The organism is Bacillus cereus group sp. N24, assembly GCF_016483345.1.
Classification (GTDB): Bacteria; Bacillota; Bacilli; order Bacillales; family Bacillaceae_G; genus Bacillus_A; species Bacillus_A toyonensis.
This window is the reverse complement of sequence record NZ_JAEHCA010000032.1, coordinates 30,405-48,493: the sequence shown is the minus strand read 5'-3', so window position 1 is coordinate 48,493 and position 18,089 is coordinate 30,405. Positions and strand designations below refer to the sequence as shown.

The following is an 18,089-nucleotide window of genomic DNA, read 5'->3' as shown; positions in this document are numbered from 1 at the left end:
GTCTCGTGGGCTCGGAGATGTGTATAAGAGACAGATTCTCTATAATAATATTTGAATTTTTTGTGAAATTAAATGAAGTTTTTATTCTTCTTTTAATACATAATGTTACAAAATAGAGTTATTGTATTTACTTTATGTTTATAGGAGATTAAAAATATTAATAAATGTACCAATTTATGAGAGATATTAATATATTAATTAGCGATTTGTTCGTTTATCCCTATATTGCTATTATATTAGCGTAAACAATATATTGGGGGGATAAGAATGAATTTGAAATTAACATCTAAATTAGAAAGATTAAGAAAAAGTAAAAAAGGAATTGGTGCTTGTGTTTTAGCTGCAGGGGTGGCAGCAATTACAATGATTCCTCAAAGTACATATGCACATGGGTTTGTTGAAAAACCAAGTAGTCGTGCTGCTTTATGTAGTCAGAATTATGGAGCATTAAATTTAAATTGTGGAAATGTAATGTACGAACCTCAAAGTTTAGAAGCACCTAAAGGATTCCCAGAAGGTGGACCAATTGATGGGAAAATTGCTTCGGCAGGAGGATTGTTTGGAGGAACTCTTGACCAACAAACATCAAGTCGCTGGTTCAAAAACACAATTAAGGGTGGAGCAAATACATTTACATGGAAATATACAGCGGCACATTCTACAAGCAAATGGCATTATTACATTACAAAAAAGGGGTGGGATCCTAATAAACCATTAACACGTGCTGAATTAGAACCAATTGGAACTGTGAAACATGATGGTTCGGCCGCATCAAATAATTTAGCACATACAATTAATGTACCAACTGATCGTAATGGTTATCATGTTATTTTAGCTGTATGGGATGTAGCAGATACGTCAAATGCGTTTTATAATGTAATTGATGTAAATTTAGTAAATAATGAAACTCCCGATACAGTAGCTCCAAGTCAACCAACTGGATTAAATGCGTCTAAAGTCTCTGCCAATAGTGTTGAAATAACATGGAAGGCCTCTACTGATAATATAGGTGTAAAAGAATATCAAGTGTTACGCAATGGAGAAGTAATTGATACGGTACCAGGTACAACTTTTATCGATAAAAAACTAAAAGCAGATACGGAATATACCTATACAATAAAGGCATTAGACTCTGCTGGAAACATATCAAAAGAAAGTGAAAAAATAAAGGTTAAGACAACAAATGCAACCCCAGATATAGAGGCTCCGACTCAACCAAAAGGATTACATAGTATGGGTACAACAGCGACAACTGTTGATTTGATGTGGAGTCCATCTGAAGATAATGTAGGTGTTGACCATTATATTGTATATAGAGAAAGCGCTGGGGTTATGAATAAAATTGGGACAGCGGATAATACATCCTTTATGGATAAAAATTTGAAGGCTAATACATCGTACAAATATGTAGTGACGGCGGTTGATTTAGTTGGAAATGAATCTAGTAGAAGTGATGTTTTGAATGTAACTACAAAGTCAGAGGATTCCATATATGAAAAATGGGATGCAAGAAAAGCATATACTAAAGGTGATAGAGTTGTATATGAGGGAAAAGTATATGAAGCGGTTCAAGATCATCAAGGAAATGGCGACTCAAATTGGATTTTTGCCCTATCGCTTTGGAAGCCAGTTTTGAATAAATGATAAGCGGAAAAAGGTAGTTAACATTTCAGCACTTCTTTTTGAAAATTAAGGGTCGTTCCAAATATGGATTATCTAATGGTTTAAATGATATGTGAATAAATTTAATCACCATCTTAATGTTTACGAAATGAAATCAAGAAAGAATCCCAATGGTATTCCATCAAAAAGGAATTCCATTGGGATTCTTTATTTTCTAATTTGTAATGGCGTATATTTTCACTGTAAATTTGTTAGTGGCACCAATTGGACTTGCAATATAATATTTAGTATTCGTGTAAGCTTCGGTCCTAGATCCATGTGAAATATTTTTCCAACGAGTAGAATCTGTACCTAGGGAAACATCAATCATTACATTGAAAGAAATAGTAGAAGGATGATCTTTTTCTGAAGGCTCAATAATCCATTTTAATTCCTTAGTACCTACAGGTAAACTATCAATTTTAAAGTTTTGACTGGATCGATTTTGTTGTCCGGATAAAGGACTAGATTCGGATGAAATTTGCGAAATTAATAGTTCTTTTTCATTTGAATGTGTACCATTTAATTTAATGATACTATCAATTAAACCTGGTCCAGGAAAATCAGCTGCGATAATACCAGCATGTTTTATTTCACCTTGATGCAAGAGTTCGGTCCCAAGTGTATTCATCCCACCATAATATACTTGCCCATTTCTATCGCGAGGGAAATCACTCCACTCATTAGTGAAATTCGTTTGAATCAACTTAGGACTACTATCAGTATTTCTATTCTCTTTTCCGCTTGCAACAAACCAAGGATATACATTATTTAAAAATGCTGCTGCACCACCTGTACCACTAAAATGGTTGAGATATATTTTTCCGTTATTAAAGTTAGTATTTGCGTTGTGTAGATGTGTTTTTACTGCATTCCATTTTCCATATATTTCGTCTGGACCGCTTCCAATTTCAAATTTATCTTGTATATTCAAACTTTCGTAATCAATACCGTACAATTGAGAGGAAGTAAAGTTTTGTAAGATTACAATTTTACCCCGGATATCTCCTAAAGTAGGGTTGTTTCTATCTGAAGTTGGTACGGAATTAGAATCCCAAAAATATGAAGCATTAACGTTTTTATATTTTAAAAATATCTCCTCAAATGATAGTGATCCATTTTCAGGAGTAGTTTCTTCTTTTAAGCGCATTAAAATTGTTTCTGTCGGATAATCTTTTAAAAATTGAATTGCCTCTTTTAATACATCTTCAAACATTGCTTTTTGATTTACAATCCCATGGTACATTGCAAAAGAATCTTTTACACGTTTAACACGCATATCTACATATCGAATTCCAGAATTTAATTGTTGGGATAGACTCATAGTTTGATTTCTTGTCAAATTTTCATCAAGAAAACTTGCTCCATGTAAAGCCATTGTACCGTGAGTCCCTGGAATAGATATTTTACTTAGTTTTGTTGAATCTTCTACTTTCGACATCCACGATGGATTTTGATATCCTATATTGGATTCATAGGAATAACCTGGATGACTATCAGCTAAAATAGGAGATGGTGTACTTAAACTTGCTAGTGTAAAACATGTGAGGATGCTAATTTTAAAGAAATTTCTCATTTTTATTTTGTTCATTTTATCTCTCCTGACCTTTAAACAATAGATTAAGATGATTTTGCACTATATTTATTGTTTTCATTTTTAAAGTAATGAATTTTTGTGTTTGAAAATAATTAAAAATAGGGGGAGTAACTTATTTGAGACTTTAATAATTTGTTGTTATGAATTGTACTTAATAACCAAACGGATTCTTAAAGAATCGAAGTATAGACTCGAAAAAACAACCTTTTATCTTATTGTATACAAACAAAACAGAAGCCTTAAAAAAGACTTCTATTCTGTGACATATAATGAATGATAAGGTGGTTAACAAATCAAGATAATGTGACTGAGTGGTAAAAATCTATTTATAGCTGTTTCAGAATCTCTTATAACAAGGTTACCTACGAAAAATGGACCTCTGCAAGGCTAATAAAAATTAAAAAATTCTACTCATTAAAACTTAAACTAACTACAGTTGCGATAGATTGGGCTGCATGTTCCCAGCTTCCATCTATAACTTTTCCAAGCTGCTGACCAAGTGCATTTAAATCATTTGGATTAACTGGAATCCCATTATAGGCAGCAAGAATTGATAAAAGTGGAGCAGCAAATGGTGTCCAACCACCTCTATCAATATTAAATACAGGCTTATCTATTACCTTTCCATCTTGCACTGTAAACTCATAATAAAATTGATCATCTGGACGAAAACTTAAATGATGAGAAATTTGCCCTTTAACATATTTTTTTCCAGCCCCTAGATTTACTACTTCTATTTCTTTTACATTAAATTCATGCTCAAATACTTTTATTTTTTTGACTTCTGGGCCATTTAAGGCAGCATTAACGGCTGTTTCCAAATTATTTTGTGCAAATGGTTGAATACTCACTTGTACCTCTTTTTGTTGGATAGGAGCCTCTTTTTCTGCAGCAAACACCGATGTAGTCGGTAGTGCACCTGTAGCTAATGTAGCTGCAAGTGCTGTTGTCATCATGATTTTTCTTTTCATTTTCATAGTTTTCCTTCCTCTCTTAAAGTTATGATATATAATCTTTTAAAGACTGACATGGTGCAATATTTTATTTCATAGTGCACGAAAAAAATTAAGAATTAAGTGAAATTATGTCAGGAAATTAAAGTTAATTATATATTCATTTACAATGATATCTATCTACACATATTTTTTCAATTTTCCGATAAATCAAACGTTAATTACTTCTTAAGAGTCAATTTAGCACTGTGTTTATCGATACAAATCCTATAAACACATTAAATTCATAGTGAAAATAATATATTTGATATTAAATGTCTTACATAATGCGATAAAATTTCACAATTTTTTATCATTATATACAGAAAAAGGTAACGGGAAATAAGCGATATGTAATACTTATCATAGGTGTGAATTATGTGAATCTACCCATTGTAACAGCTAAGATGTTAGATCTTGTCTTTCTTAAAAATATTACTTATCTGAATTCGTGAAAAGTATTTTTAATGGATTAGTTTTATCTTCATTTTTTCCTTCTACACAGAAGTATTGTTAGTTGAAATTTATCGAAATTCCTCTGTTTTTAAAGATTATCGTAATCGGGAAAAATATAAAAGAAAGTGCGGTGTTTGTGAGTTTCGATATGTTTGCGGGGGATCACGTTCTAGAGCATATGCGATAACAGGAGAGTATATGGACAGTGAACCTTTCTGTGTATACATTCCAAAATCCTTGCGAAAACAGAAAAAGAGTGTATAAAAACGGGACATGAGTAAGAGTTTACTCATGTCCCGTTTTTTTGGTTTTATAATTTGATGTAATGACATATATTTTTGTTTATTTCATTATTATTTCTTTTTATATAGGTTTATCCCACTATTTTGGACAGTAACCCTCTTACCTTAGAGTTAAAAAAAGGAGAAAGAGTTGCGATTAAAAACTAACTGACCAAAGTCACAACTTATAACAAAAAGGTTAAAAAATAGAATGCAGTGATTTCACTCACAGCTTTTGTTTTCAACACAGTTTATCTTTAAAGGAAAGAGTGGTTTGAAAAATATTTCATTCCACTTTTCGAGAGTGGTAATTTCATGATTGGTGGGGAGAGGAATTATCACTAGAGGAGCTATCCCGTTGATAAAAGTTTTACATTATAGATTTAATGTTATGTATCCTTTTTATTAACGTTGTTAATAAAAAAATCAAGTGTGAGGTGTTGGTAAAATGAAGTTGATTATTCCAAAACAGCATGGAGCTTGGGGCATGCTGTTAATTCCGTTTGTTTTGGGTATTTTAATGGGCAAATGGACATGGTATCATATACCTCTTTTTTTAGCATGGTTATTTGTATATTTGGCTACATACCCTTTGTTAATGTATGTAAAACAGCCAAGAAAGAAAGGCTACTTACAATGCTTCTTTACGTATTTGAGTGTGACTTGTGTATGTGCAATCATTGCTCTTTTCTATGAGTGGCGTATAGTGTTTTTTTCTATTATTATGATTCCATTTTTTTTCATCAATATTTACTTTTCTAGCCAGAAAAACGAAAGAGCTTTACTAAATGATATATGTGCTATTCTTCTATTTTGTATAGGAGGGATCATTAGTTATTATTTCACAATGAAAACAGTTGATAAAAACATATTTATGATAGTAACTATATCTTTTTTATATTTTATAGGAAGTACATTCTATGTGAAAACGATGATTCGAGAAAAAAAGAATCTAACGTATCGCTTTGTTTCATGGGGGTATCATACTATCCTTGTGATCGCTAGTTTAATTGCATCACCGTGGGTTAGCATTATATTTATACCAAGTTTGATACGTTCTATAGTTCTTTATGGTAGAAATATCTCTATTTTAAAAGTGGGCATTTTAGAGACTATAAATTCTATTTACTTTTTCATTACAACAATATTAATTTTTAAATACTTTATTTTATAAAGGTTAATAGTTTCTTGCAGTTATTATATTAAAGAAGCAATTTAGAGTGTCTGGAATTAAATCAAGGTTGCATCCAATTTTCTTCCTTAAAATAACTTTTATTCAAATACAAAAAGGAGTGTTTAATTAATGACATTTTATCAAGTATTATCACCTTATTATAATGAAATTTTTCCAGCAAATGAAAAACAAATAAATTTTATTACCTCTTATTTAGAAAAGGGACACTCTGTGCTTGATGTTGGGGCAGGAACAGGGAATGTAGCCGAAGCGTTGGTCAAAAGAGGTATGACCGTGACTGCGATGGAACCCGAGAAGAAGATGGCAGCTAAAATTTGTGAGAAAGCTAAAATCCACGAAAGGAAATTCTATGTAAATACATTTGGAATGCAACAAATAGACAATGTATCTGGGTTATTTGATGGTATTTATTGTATTGGGAATACTCTTGTTCATTTAGATAATATTGAAGAAATTAAAGATTTTACTCGAAAATCTTTAGAAAAACTAAAAACAGGTGGGAAGTTTATTATTCAAATTGTAAATTATGAAAGAATATTGATTCAAAAACAGTTCATATTTCCTGAAATTCAGAAGGAGCAGTTCTTGTTTAAACGAGATTATAAAATTGAGGGAGAAAAAGTAATATTTACTGCAACATTGAATGTAGATGGTAAAGAATTTTCAAATAGTATTTCGCTGTATCCAATTACAAAGAATCAATTACTACCTATAATAAAAGAGTGCGGTTTTCAGTCAGTAGAGATTTACGCTAATTTTGAAAAACAAATGTATTCAGCTGATGGTCCCGCTCTAGTAATTGTGGCTATAAAATAAATATTTATGGAGGAATACCTTAGTCTTATTTTTGCTAAGGTATTTTTTATTGATTTTAAAAAATGTGATTCTAGTCCTCTTTTTATTGTAGCAAGATTTATATAATCTAACTGTACATCAAATATATTTGAGGAGGAATAAAATTATATGAACAAAGAAATTAAGCTAACCGAGGATATATATTGGGTAGGGAAAGTTGATAATAGAGAGGTTCCGTTTCATCGCTTAATCTTAGCGAAAGGAACGACTTATAATGCATATCTTCTAAAAACTGAAAAGCCAACAGTGATTGATACAGTTGATTTAGAATTTGGAAGGGAATTTGTAGAATCTTTAAGTAAATTAATTGATCCAGAAGAAATTCAGTATATTGTAGTGAATCATACTGAACCCGATCATTCAGGAGGTTTGGCAGCATTAGCATCAAGAGCTATAAATGCTACAATCGTATGCACGGAAATTGCAGTACCGGAAATACAAGAAATGTATAAGCTGCATCATCGGAAGTTTTTAATTGTAAAAGATGGTGATACGTTAGATATTGGTGGAAAGACATTAAAATTTAAAGAAACTCCATATCTTCATACAGAAGAGACGATGATTACCTACTGCGTGGAGGATAAGATTTTATTCCCGTGCGATATTTTTAGTACGCATGTAGCAAATGACGAGATTTTCAGTGATGAAGTGAATGTAGATATTACAGAAGACTTCATTGGGTATTATAATGCTATTATTCATCCGCATAGAAGATATGTAAGGACATTAATAAAAGCCTTAAAAGATTTAGACGTACAAATGATTGCACCGTCTCATGGATACATTATTCGTCAGGATATTCAAAAATATATTGATTTATATGCGAAAATGAGTAGCGATACAACAAAGGATAAGAAAGTAACAATTGTTTATACAACAATTAAAAACAATACAAAAAAAATAGCAAATATAATTAAAGAAACTTTCGAAACTGATAACATTCAAGTAACAGTATTTAATGCAGATAAAGCAGAAAGAAATGAAATTATGAGAAGTATTCAAGAAGCAGATGCAGTCTTCATTGGATCTTCAACTAAATATGCAGATATGATTGGGAACTTAGAAGAAATTTTAAAAGAAATGACAGAAATGAATTTAGAAGGGAAGATTGCAGCTTCATTTGGTTCTTATGGCTGGAGTGGAGAAGCAATCGAGGTAGTACAAGATTATCTAAATGAAACAAATATGAATGTACAAAGTACTTCAAAGGTTATTAAATCTACAGGTATGACTCATGTTGAATTTCCTATTCGTATCAGATTCTCTCCAAAAGATGAGGAGAAAGTAAAGAAAATCAAACATGCTACAACATTTGTCACAGATTTATTATTGAGTTCTATTTAATAGAAAAATGGATGTGAAAACATGAAAAAGAATTTTATTATTATAGGAAGCGGAGTAGCTGCTGTGAATGCTGCTAAAACTATTAGAGAAAACGATAAAGATTCAAATGTATTTATTTTTGGTGAAGAACCTTCATTACCTTACAAAAGAATTAAGTTGTCCAAAGACTTATATTCAGATTTACACAGTGAAAAAGTGTTGATTAAAAAGAAAAAATGGTATCAAGCTAATAATATATTAGTTCTCACGAATACAAAGATATTGAAAATTGATACAGACCAGAAAACCATTGTAACATCAAATAATGAAGAATTTTCTTATCATAAACTATTAATTTGTACGGGAGCAAATAATAGAAAATTAGAGGTAGATGGAATTGAAAAACAAAATATTTTTTCTATTAGGGATATAGAAGAAGCAGACGAGTTAAAAAAATGCCTAGAAGATAAAGAGAATGTGGTCAACATTGGTGGAGGTGTACAAGGACTAGAAACAGCTTGGTCCATTCTAAAAGCTGGTAAAAGGGTTTCCATTGTAGAGGTGGCGTCTACATTAATGGGAAAACAATTAGATGAAAAATCTTCTCTAATCTTAAGACAAAAAATTGAAAGTGCTGGAGTTAAAGTATACTTAAATACTACAATAGATTCTATTCTAGGAAAGGAATCAGTAACCGGGATAAAGCTAAATGGTAATCATCAAATCGATTGTGATAGTATTGTGTATTCAATTGGTGTCACGCCTAACACCTTACTTGTGAATAATACTCCTATTCAATTAAATAAAGGTATTCTTGTTAATGAGAAGATGGCAACGAATATAGATGCTGTTTTTGCTGCGGGAGATGTGGCAGAGGTAAATGGTGAGATTGAAGGACTATGGGGAACGGCAATGGAACAAGGGAGAATAGCAGGAAGTAATATGGTATCAAATCCTGCCATTTACAAAAAAGAAATTGCAATGACTATTTTTAATGCATTCGATGTATCTTTATTTTCAATTGGATGCGTGAATGAAAACCAATGTGATACAACAATTGTTGAAAAAGATGATAAGGAGAAGTATACAAGGTTATTTATTAAAGATAATAAAATAGTGGGTGTTATTTCATTGGAAGGAGTTACTGCATCGATGCCTTACAAATTTGCGATTGAAAAACAAGTATCATTACAAAAAATTGATCTACAAAATACAACTATAAGTGAAATAATGAACAAAGTAAATATGGAAATAAAATCTTAATATAATAATAGAAAGAAGGCTTTATCATGAAAAAATATATCTGTTTACCATGTGGTTATATCTATGATCCAAAAATCGGAGATCCAGATGAAGACATCAAACCGGGAACGAGTTTTGATGATTTACCAGAAGACTGGGTGTGTCCTGTATGTGGAGAAGATACTGAAAAATTTGCACCAATAGAAGAATAGAACGAAAAGTAACGGGAAAGAAATTAGATTTCTCGTTACTATTCTATATTTAGAAAAGTGTACGACGTGATTTCAATCACTAATTTATTGTTTAGGAAACGGTATACTATATTTAATAATTTTATTCAATATGTTGTGAGAGAAGAAAGAGGAAATGAGGAAATATGCCAAAAAATTGCTATGAAAAAAATATAGTATTACCTTGTCCTAGAAAAGTACTAATTTTTAATTCCTTATCTGATGAGGAAATTTTAAAAATAGCCTCAATGTCAAAACATAAAAAATTTAAAAAAGGTCAATTATTAATTCAAGAAGGAGAGAGATCTGACACTTTATTTATTATTAATCAGGGACGAGTAAAGTTATCTAAATTAACTTTACAAGGAAAAGAGCAAATCTTGCATATATTAATGAGTGGTGAATGTTTCTGTGAATTAAACATATTTAATCATGAGGAAAAGAGCAATTTTAGTGCATATGCGATGGAAGATACGAAAATTTGCATGTTAACCAAATATGATATGGATAACATTATGGAAAGAAATCCAAGTATTGCATTAAAATTATTAAAGACTGTTACTAAAAGATTAGCGCAAACAGAGAATTTGGCACACAATCTAGCAACAAATGACCCTGAAGTTAGAATAGCCTATATAATTCTAGAATTTTGTGAGAAATATGGAAAGAAAACAGATAAAGGAATACTTATAAATCTACCGTTAACACGAGAAGAAATAGCAAGTTATATAGGAATGACAAGAGAAACAATCAGCCGTAAATTTAGTAAGTTTGAAGAGTTGGGACTCATTACATCAATTGGAAATAAAAAATTGATTGTCAGAAATATAGAAAACTTTAGAAGATATGTAGAATAGAAAAATTATATAACTAGTGAAGCCAATATAAGAGTTTAAAATGCAAGTGAAAACAAAAAAGCATAACTTTGCAGAAAATGCAGGTGTATGCTTTTTTTGTGCCATTCGTTTTTTAATAGTTACAGTATTTCACTATACTATTATTGAGGGACTGAAAAAAACAATAAAGACGTTCTCAAATGCATGTATTAACATTTATGACAAAGGTACATAAAAGAGTAGGTAATTGAGCAGCAGGTTTTGTACAGAAAGATTTTCCAATAGTTTTACAGTGTCGAACTGGATTACGTTCCGCTATAGCAGTTAGTATTTTACAAAAAGTTGGTATAAAGGAAGTAGTTATTCTAAAGGGAGGATTTCTTGCGTGGAAAAAAGCAGGACTGCCTTATACTACATATAATCTCAGTGTGTAGTAAAATGTTTTTTATTGGATTATCTCATAAGTAGGAATAATGTTATTGTTTGTGTTATTGCAAGACAATAAGGATCACGGTTTATATGGAAGTATATAAAAACAAAATACATCGATGGTGGTTAGTAGAGGATTAGGAAATAGTATCATTCCGCAAAGGATTTTTAATAGGCCAGAAATTGTAGTCGCCCAGTTAAATTAAATTGGGCGACTTTTGGTGTACAGAATGAGTAAAGGTGCTTTATTTATTTTGTACAAGTTTACATTACAATTTTGTTAAAAATTCTCTACGTTACATAAAGTAACAAAATTTGACCTGAAGAGTTTGTTATAGTGTAAATAATCAAAAAACTTAAAAATTGTCGAGTGAAAAGTGTGATAAGGAATTTATGTAAAAAACTTAAAGGGGTGTACACATGCATAAAGAATATGAAATTGAAGAGTATACGGCGATTGAGGAACAAATACATTATTATTGTCAATGTTTATTAGTGAGCCATCCTGAGCAAATTATAAAATACTTAGAAAAAAGATTAGAAAAATATGCAGAAACATTGCAATATGCACATTTATATCCCGATACAGTTATTTTCCCGTTACAGCAATTAGTTATCGAATATTCTTTAGACCTTGCTAGAATTAGGAAGTATATGAATTTAGAAACATAAAGTGAAATGCATAGTTTAAATGAAACAGAGTCGACTTTAAGAAATTATATTCTAATGTCGACTCTGTTTCATTGTTTAATATTGTTGATTGAAAATAAATACTAATCAATGAAGATTGACATATAATGACGCAAGAGTAAAATAAAAGTGAGTACTCACTTTTATTTTATAGAAAAGAGGGATAATACGTGCAAAAACCTTCAATTGTTTTACAGAATGTATCGAAAAGTTTTGGGAAAAAAGAAGTTTTACACGATCTTTCATTACAAATTGAAAAAGCAGAGATATTTGGTTTAGTTGGGCCTTCAGGATCGGGGAAAACGACGCTTATTAAATTGATTGCAGGTATTAATCAGGCATCTAAAGGTAATGTATTTGTATACAACATTAACATGCCAAATTTAAATGAGATGAAAAGAATTGGCTATATGGCTCAAGCTGATGCATTATACGAAGAACTATCAGCATATGAAAATGCAGATTTTATTGCAACGATGTATGGATTAAAGGGAAAGCATAAAAAGGAAAGAATCAAAGAGGTTTTTGACCTTGTACAATTATCACAACATATGAAAAAGCAAGTACAGCATTTTTCAGGTGGGATGAAAAAGCGTCTTTCATTAGCAATAGCACTTCTTCATGAACCTGAAATATTAATTTTAGATGAGCCAACAGTGGGGATAGATCCGCTTCTTAGAAAAACAATCTGGGGAAAATTTTATGAACTTAAAAAGAAGGGCACAACTATTATTGTAACGACGCACATTATGGATGAAGCAGAGTTTTGTGAGCGTTTAGGGTTGATTAGAGAAGGGAACTTAGTTGCGGTTGGAACGCCAGAGGAATTGAAAAAACGTGTATCATCAGGACGAATTGAAGATGTCTTTTTGTTAGAAGAGGGGGTTGAATCGTGAGAGTTAATGGTGTAATCATTCGTATTATTCGTCAATTTTTTCGAGATAAACGTTCGTTAGCTATGATGTTTGGGGCACCAATGTTATTACTTTGGCTATTGTCTTTAATATTTACACAAAAAGATTATATACCACATATTGCTGTAGTTGATGTGCCCGCTCCAATAGTAAATGTGATGAAAAATCAGGAAGCCTCAATTTATGAATATAGCAAAGAGAAAGCGATTTCTGAGTTGGAAAAACAAAAGATCGATGCAGTAATTCATTTAGAGAATGGAAAAATGAATCTTTTGTTAGAAGGTAGTGATTCATCGAAAAACCGTGCTGTACTCCAAATATTGCAAAAGAGCACAGAGAAGAATGATGCATCGATTATGAAGCCTGAAGTGAATTATTTACATGGCTCTAAAGACTTTACGATGTTTGATGGGCTCGGTCCCGTGTTAATTGGATTCTTTACATTTTTCTTTGTATTCATTTTGTCAGGAGTTTCTTTCGTAAGAGAACGTTTAAGTGGTACATTAGAGCGATTATTGTCCACACCAGTTAGACGATGGGAAATAGTTGTTGGATATATAATTGGTTTTGGAATTTTTGCATTCATACAATCTGTTATAATTGTAAGTTTTTCAGTCTATGTTTTAGATTTATATGTAGCAGGTTCTATATGGCTAACGCTACTTATTACATGTATGCTCTCTTTAACTGCACTAACATTAGGGACGTTTTTATCAGCATACGCAAATAATGAATTTCAAATGATTCAGTTTATACCGCTAGTTATTGTGCCACAAATATTCTTTTCTGGCTTGTTTCCAATTGAATCTATGAATAAGTGGCTCCAAATGTTAGGGGAATTATTTCCACTCACATACGGCGCTGATGCAATGAGGCAAGTGATGATTCGAAATCAAGGATTTACAGAAATTGCATTGGATCTTACTGTATTACTACTTTTTTCACTATTATTTGCAGTAGGAAATGTATTTGCTTTAAAGAAACATCGCAAAATATAATAATGACAAAAAGGAGCTTTATACATGAAGAAGGATTGGCTTGAGGAATTAATTGCTGCAACTAATACTGATAAAAGAAATGAACGTCAAATGCGTATTTTAGAAGCAGCTGTTGATATGTTTGGAGAAAAAGGATATGCTTCAACTTCAACAAGTGAAATTGCAAAGCGTGCTGGTGTAGCGGAAGGAACAATCTTCCGCTACTATAAGACGAAAAAAGATTTATTGTTAGCGGTCGTAATGCCAACTTTAACAAAGTTTGCTGCACCATTTTTCGTACAAGCTTTTGCGAAAGAAATATTTAAAACTGATTATGAATCGTATGAAGGGCTTTTAAGAGTAGTCATTCTTAATCGATTTGAATTTGCCAAAAAGCACTTTCCAATGATTAAAATATTAATTCAAGAAGTGCCGTTTCAGCCAGAGCTAAAAAGTGAAATACAACAATTAGTAGAAACAGAACTGCTTTCACATTTTAAAAAGTTAATTGTAAAGTTTCAAGAAGAAGGGGAAATTATTGAGATGCCACCACCTTCCGTGTTACGTCTTACATTATCAGCTGTTTTAGGATTTCTATTAACTCGATTTTTATTATTACCTGAAGAGAATTGGGATGATGAATTGGAAATTGAAAATACGATTCAATTTATTTTGTACGGACTAACGCCACGGAGGTAAGGAAATGCGCCAATTTGCTAAACCGACAATCGTTGTAAGTAAATGTTTAGAATTTGATGCTTGTCGTTATAATGGAGAAATGATTCCGGATGTAACAATACGAAATTTGCAGCCATTTGTTACATTTATACCTGTTTGTCCAGAAGTCGAGATTGGATTGGGAATTCCTCGTGAAACGATACGAATCGTAGAAGAAAATGGTGTGAATAAACTTGTGCAACCGTCGACAAGAGAAGACGTTACTGAAAAAATGGAGCAATTTTCAAATAGATTTTTACAAACGATATCCGATGTAGATGGATTTATTTTAAAGAATCGCTCGCCAAGTTGTGGTACGCGTGATGTGAAAATTTATTCTGGTTTTGAAAAAGCGCCAGCAAAAGGAAAGGGACCAGGCTTATTTGGCGGAGCAGTATTAAAAAAATTTTCGCACCTTCCAATTGAAGAAGAAGGTAGATTGTCGAATTTTATTATTAGAGAACATTTCTTTACAAGGTTATTTACAATCGCATATTACAAAATGATTAAACATAATAAAAATATGAAAGACCTTGTATCGTTTCAGTCGGACAATAAATATTTATTTATGGCATATAATCAGGTAAAACAAAAAGAATTAGGGCGTATTATTGCAAATCAAAAAAATGAAACGATTGAAATTGTATTTGATAATTATGAGAAGTCTTTATATGAATTATTTTTGCGCGCGCCCCGCTATACATCGAATGTAAATGTATGTGAACATATTTTCGGATATTTTAAAACGAAATTAAAAAAACAAGAAAAAGATTATTTTTTAGAACTGATACAAAAGTATGCAGAAAAGAAAATACCACTTAGTAGTTTGCTTGCAATTTTAAAATCATGGGCCATTCGGTTTGATGAAAAGTATTTATTAAGACAAACATATTTTGAGCCATATCCTGAAGCGTTAGTAGAAATTTCTGATTCGGGAAAAGGTAGAGATTATTAAACAATAAATTACATAATTCGACATGAAACTTCCTATGTTGTTGTAGAACAATGTAGGAATTTTTTTGTGCATTAGTACAGAATCTGTTTTAAAATTAAGTTATGACAGAATTGTAGCAATTGTCTAACTAATATTCTTGTCTTTTAAGAAGTAATGTTTGTAGTAGAAACTCGCACGCTGTCGAAACTCAATATTCGATAAGGGGTGTGTAGCGGAATGGAATTTACTCTAACTCGCGAAAAACAAATGATTAAAGAAATGGTACGTGACTTTGCTGAAAAGGAAATCGCACCGAAAGCTGTGTATTATGACAAAACTGCAGAGTTTCCATATGAAACATTTCAAAAAATGGGCGAACTAGGATTATTAGGCATCCCATTCCCAGAAGAGTATGGAGGTTCAGGTGGCGATACAGTATCGTACGCGCTAGCAGTTGAAGAAATTGGTCGTGCTTGTGGTGGTACAGGCTTAAGCTACGCTGCAACAATTTCATTAGGTGCTTCTCCAATTTATTATTTCGGTACAGAAGAACAAAAACAAAAATATTTAGTTCCAATGGCATCAGGTAAAACGTTAGGCGCTTTCGGATTAACGGAGCCAAACGCTGGATCAGATGCAGGAGGCACACAAACGAAAGCTGTATTAGATGGCGATGAGTATGTAATCAGTGGTGAAAAGTGCTGGATTACAAACGCAGAGTATGCAAATACAATTATTGTAACCGCTATCAACGGTGTTGAAGAGAATGGTAGAAAACGTATTTCTGCATTTATCGTACCGACTACAAGTGAAGGATTAACGATCTCAAGTCCTTACGATAAGATGGGTGTTCGCGCTTCTAATACTTGTGAAATCGTACTTGATGGTGTGCGTGTACCGAAAGAAAATATTCTTGGTGATGTTAATAAAGGATTTAAACAATTCTTATATACACTTGATGGAGGACGTATTTCAATTGCAGCATTAGCAGTAGGTATTGCACAATCTGCATTTGAACGTGCATTGCAATATGCGAAAGAACGTCAACAATTTGGAAAAACAATTTCTAATTTCCAAGCGATTCAATTTAAATTAGCGGATATGGCGACTGAAGTAGAGTTAGCACGTAATTTAGTACATAAAGCAGCATGGTTAAAAGATAACGATAAACCTTTCGGTAAAGAAGCGGCTATGGCAAAACTATTTGCATCTGAAGCAGCTAGTCGTATTGCGAATCATGCAGTACAAATTCATGGCGGTTATGGCTATATGCGTGAATATGAAGTTGAAAGACATATTCGTGATGCAAAACTGTTAGAAATTGGTGAAGGAACTTCTGAAATTCAACGTCTCGTAATTGCTAGACATTTAGGATGTAGATAAAAAGGAGGAATCACTATGTTTCAAAAAATATTAATTGCCAATCGCGGGGAAATCGCAGTTCGCATTATGAAAACTTGTCAAAAACTTGGAATTCGTACCGTCGCTATTTATTCTGAGGCTGATGAAAATGCCCTTCATGTAAAAATGGCAAATGAAGCTTATCTAGTAGGTGGTCCACGAGTTCAAGAAAGCTATTTAAACCTTGAAAAAATTATTGAAATAGCTAAGAAGACAAATGTTGAAGCAATCCATCCGGGGTACGGATTATTATCAGAGAATCCATCTTTTCCGATTCGCTGTAAAGAAGAAGGAATCGTATTTATTGGTCCTTCAGAAGAAATCATTACGAAGATGGGAAGTAAAATTGAGTCACGTATAGCAATGCAAGCAGCAGATGTACCAGTAGTTCCAGGTATTACTACAAATATTGAAACTGCTGAAGAGGCAATTGAAATTGCAAAACAAATTGGTTATCCATTAATGCTTAAGGCATCCGCGGGCGGCGGAGGCATTGGAATGCAGTTGATGGAAACTGAGCAAACGCTCACCAAAGCATTTGAAAGTAACAAAACAAGGGCACAAAATTTCTTCGGTAATGGAGAAATGTATTTAGAGCGTTATATTGCAGACGCGCATCATATTGAAATTCAGCTTTTAGCAGATACACATGGTAACACAGTGTACTTATGGGAACGTGAATGTTCTGTACAGCGCCGAAATCAAAAAGTAATCGAAGAAGCACCTTCACCTTTTTTAGATGAAGGTACACGAAAAGCAATGGGAGAAGTGGCTGTACAAGCTGCTAAAGCTCTTGGGTATACAAATGCAGGTACAGTTGAGTTTCTTGTAGATGATCAGAAAAATTTCTATTTCTTAGAAATGAATACGAGATTACAAGTAGAGCATCCCGTTACAGAAGAAATTACGGGGTTAGATCTTGTAGAACAACAACTTCTTATCGCAAGTGGAGAGAAACTATCATTTACTCAGGATGATGTAAAACGTAGTGGTCATGCCATTGAAGCACGTATATATGCAGAAGATCCGAAAACATTCTTCCCGTCACCTGGGAAAATTACAGATTTAACATTACCATCAAATATACGTATGGATCACTTTTTAGAGAATCATGTAACAATTACACCGTTTTATGATCCAATGATTGCGAAAGTCATTGCTCATGGTGAAACTCGTGAAGAGGCAATTTTAAAATTAGAAAATGCTTTAGAAGAGTTAAAAATTGAAGGTATTAAAACAAATACACCGATGCTACTGCAAGTGCTCGGAGACGATGTGTTCAAAAGTGGTATTTATACAACGGGTTTCGTAACGAAACAGCTTGTTAAAAAATAAGATTTATGAATATTAAGGGGGAA

Annotated in this window: 16 protein-coding genes and 3 pseudogenes; 17 read left to right on the top strand and 2 right to left on the bottom strand. The window is 32.4% G+C overall.

Translation table 11 applies throughout. The features are described from left to right. Positions 1 to 267 precede the first annotated feature (267 nt). On the top strand, positions 268 to 1,644 hold the full coding sequence (locus JDS95_RS26920) for a lytic polysaccharide monooxygenase (RefSeq protein WP_001049836.1): 1,377 nt from the start codon (positions 268 to 270) through the stop codon (positions 1,642 to 1,644). Positions 1,645 to 1,837: 193 nt separating this feature from the next. Here the strand turns inward: JDS95_RS26920 and JDS95_RS26915 are convergent, their stop codons facing one another. Then, positions 1,838 to 3,253, bottom strand: a complete 1,416-nt coding sequence (locus JDS95_RS26915; RefSeq protein ID WP_085450767.1) for a phosphatidylinositol-specific phospholipase C — start codon at positions 3,251 to 3,253, stop codon at positions 1,838 to 1,840. A 413-nt stretch (positions 3,254 to 3,666) separates the two neighbouring features. Further along, on the bottom strand, positions 3,667 to 4,236 hold the full coding sequence (locus JDS95_RS26910; RefSeq protein WP_000782801.1) for a hypothetical protein: 570 nt from the start codon (positions 4,234 to 4,236) through the stop codon (positions 3,667 to 3,669). Between the two features lie 528 nt (positions 4,237 to 4,764). Here JDS95_RS26910 and JDS95_RS26905 point away from each other — a divergent pair. The 16 genes and pseudogenes from JDS95_RS26905 to JDS95_RS26830 all read left to right on the top strand — a co-directional run. Next, positions 4,765 to 4,988 (top strand): annotated as a pseudogene (locus tag JDS95_RS26905) (radical SAM/SPASM domain-containing protein); the annotation flags it as partial. A gap of 448 nt (positions 4,989 to 5,436) precedes the next feature. Beyond that, entirely contained in the window at positions 5,437 to 6,162 is a 726-nt protein-coding gene (locus tag JDS95_RS26900) for a YwiC-like family protein (RefSeq protein ID WP_000766861.1), read from the top strand. Between the two features lie 129 nt (positions 6,163 to 6,291). Continuing rightward, positions 6,292 to 6,999, top strand: coding sequence for a class I SAM-dependent methyltransferase (locus tag JDS95_RS26895; protein ID WP_085450764.1), 708 nt, complete (start codon positions 6,292 to 6,294; stop codon positions 6,997 to 6,999). Between the two features lie 147 nt (positions 7,000 to 7,146). Next, entirely contained in the window at positions 7,147 to 8,382 is a 1,236-nt protein-coding gene (locus JDS95_RS26890; RefSeq protein ID WP_001031033.1) for an FprA family A-type flavoprotein, read from the top strand. A 21-nt stretch (positions 8,383 to 8,403) separates the two neighbouring features. Continuing rightward, positions 8,404 to 9,624: an NAD(P)/FAD-dependent oxidoreductase gene (locus JDS95_RS26885; RefSeq protein WP_000739216.1), complete on the top strand. Its 1,221-nt coding sequence runs from the start codon at positions 8,404 to 8,406 to the stop codon at positions 9,622 to 9,624. Positions 9,625 to 9,650: 26 nt separating this feature from the next. After that, positions 9,651 to 9,815, top strand: a complete 165-nt coding sequence (gene rd, locus JDS95_RS26880; RefSeq protein WP_000759863.1) for a rubredoxin — start codon at positions 9,651 to 9,653, stop codon at positions 9,813 to 9,815. 164 nt (positions 9,816 to 9,979) lie between these two features. After that, a complete protein-coding gene (locus JDS95_RS26875; protein ID WP_001125574.1) occupies positions 9,980 to 10,690 on the top strand; it encodes a Crp/Fnr family transcriptional regulator in 711 nt (236 codons plus the stop codon). A 239-nt stretch (positions 10,691 to 10,929) separates the two neighbouring features. Further along, a pseudogene (locus tag JDS95_RS26870) lies at positions 10,930 to 11,103 on the top strand (rhodanese-like domain-containing protein); the annotation flags it as partial. Between the two features lie 99 nt (positions 11,104 to 11,202). Continuing rightward, a pseudogene (locus tag JDS95_RS26865) lies at positions 11,203 to 11,304 on the top strand (metallophosphoesterase); the annotation flags it as partial. A 214-nt stretch (positions 11,305 to 11,518) separates the two neighbouring features. Further along, complete coding sequence (locus tag JDS95_RS26860; protein WP_000548626.1) at positions 11,519 to 11,770, top strand: hypothetical protein; 252 nt, start codon at positions 11,519 to 11,521, stop codon at positions 11,768 to 11,770. 188 nt (positions 11,771 to 11,958) lie between these two features. Then, positions 11,959 to 12,684 (top strand): ABC transporter ATP-binding protein, encoded by a 726-nt coding sequence (locus JDS95_RS26855; RefSeq protein ID WP_001171601.1) that lies wholly within the window; start codon positions 11,959 to 11,961, stop codon positions 12,682 to 12,684. Further along, complete coding sequence (locus JDS95_RS26850) at positions 12,681 to 13,700, top strand: ABC transporter permease (protein ID WP_001265598.1); 1,020 nt, start codon at positions 12,681 to 12,683, stop codon at positions 13,698 to 13,700. Before JDS95_RS26855 ends, JDS95_RS26850 begins: the two co-directional genes overlap by 4 nt. Before the next feature lie 24 nt (positions 13,701 to 13,724). Continuing rightward, the gene (locus tag JDS95_RS26845; RefSeq protein WP_000711176.1) at positions 13,725 to 14,378 is read left to right on the top strand and encodes a TetR/AcrR family transcriptional regulator; all 654 of its coding nucleotides are present in this window, start codon (positions 13,725 to 13,727) and stop codon (positions 14,376 to 14,378) included. A 4-nt stretch (positions 14,379 to 14,382) separates the two neighbouring features. Beyond that, on the top strand, positions 14,383 to 15,351 hold the full coding sequence (locus JDS95_RS26840; protein ID WP_001248626.1) for a YbgA family protein: 969 nt from the start codon (positions 14,383 to 14,385) through the stop codon (positions 15,349 to 15,351). Positions 15,352 to 15,567: 216 nt separating this feature from the next. Continuing rightward, positions 15,568 to 16,713: an acyl-CoA dehydrogenase gene (locus JDS95_RS26835; protein ID WP_000397277.1), complete on the top strand. Its 1,146-nt coding sequence runs from the start codon at positions 15,568 to 15,570 to the stop codon at positions 16,711 to 16,713. Between the two features lie 15 nt (positions 16,714 to 16,728). Continuing rightward, positions 16,729 to 18,066, top strand: a complete 1,338-nt coding sequence (locus JDS95_RS26830; protein WP_000486759.1) for an acetyl-CoA carboxylase biotin carboxylase subunit — start codon at positions 16,729 to 16,731, stop codon at positions 18,064 to 18,066. Positions 18,067 to 18,089 lie beyond the last annotated feature (23 nt).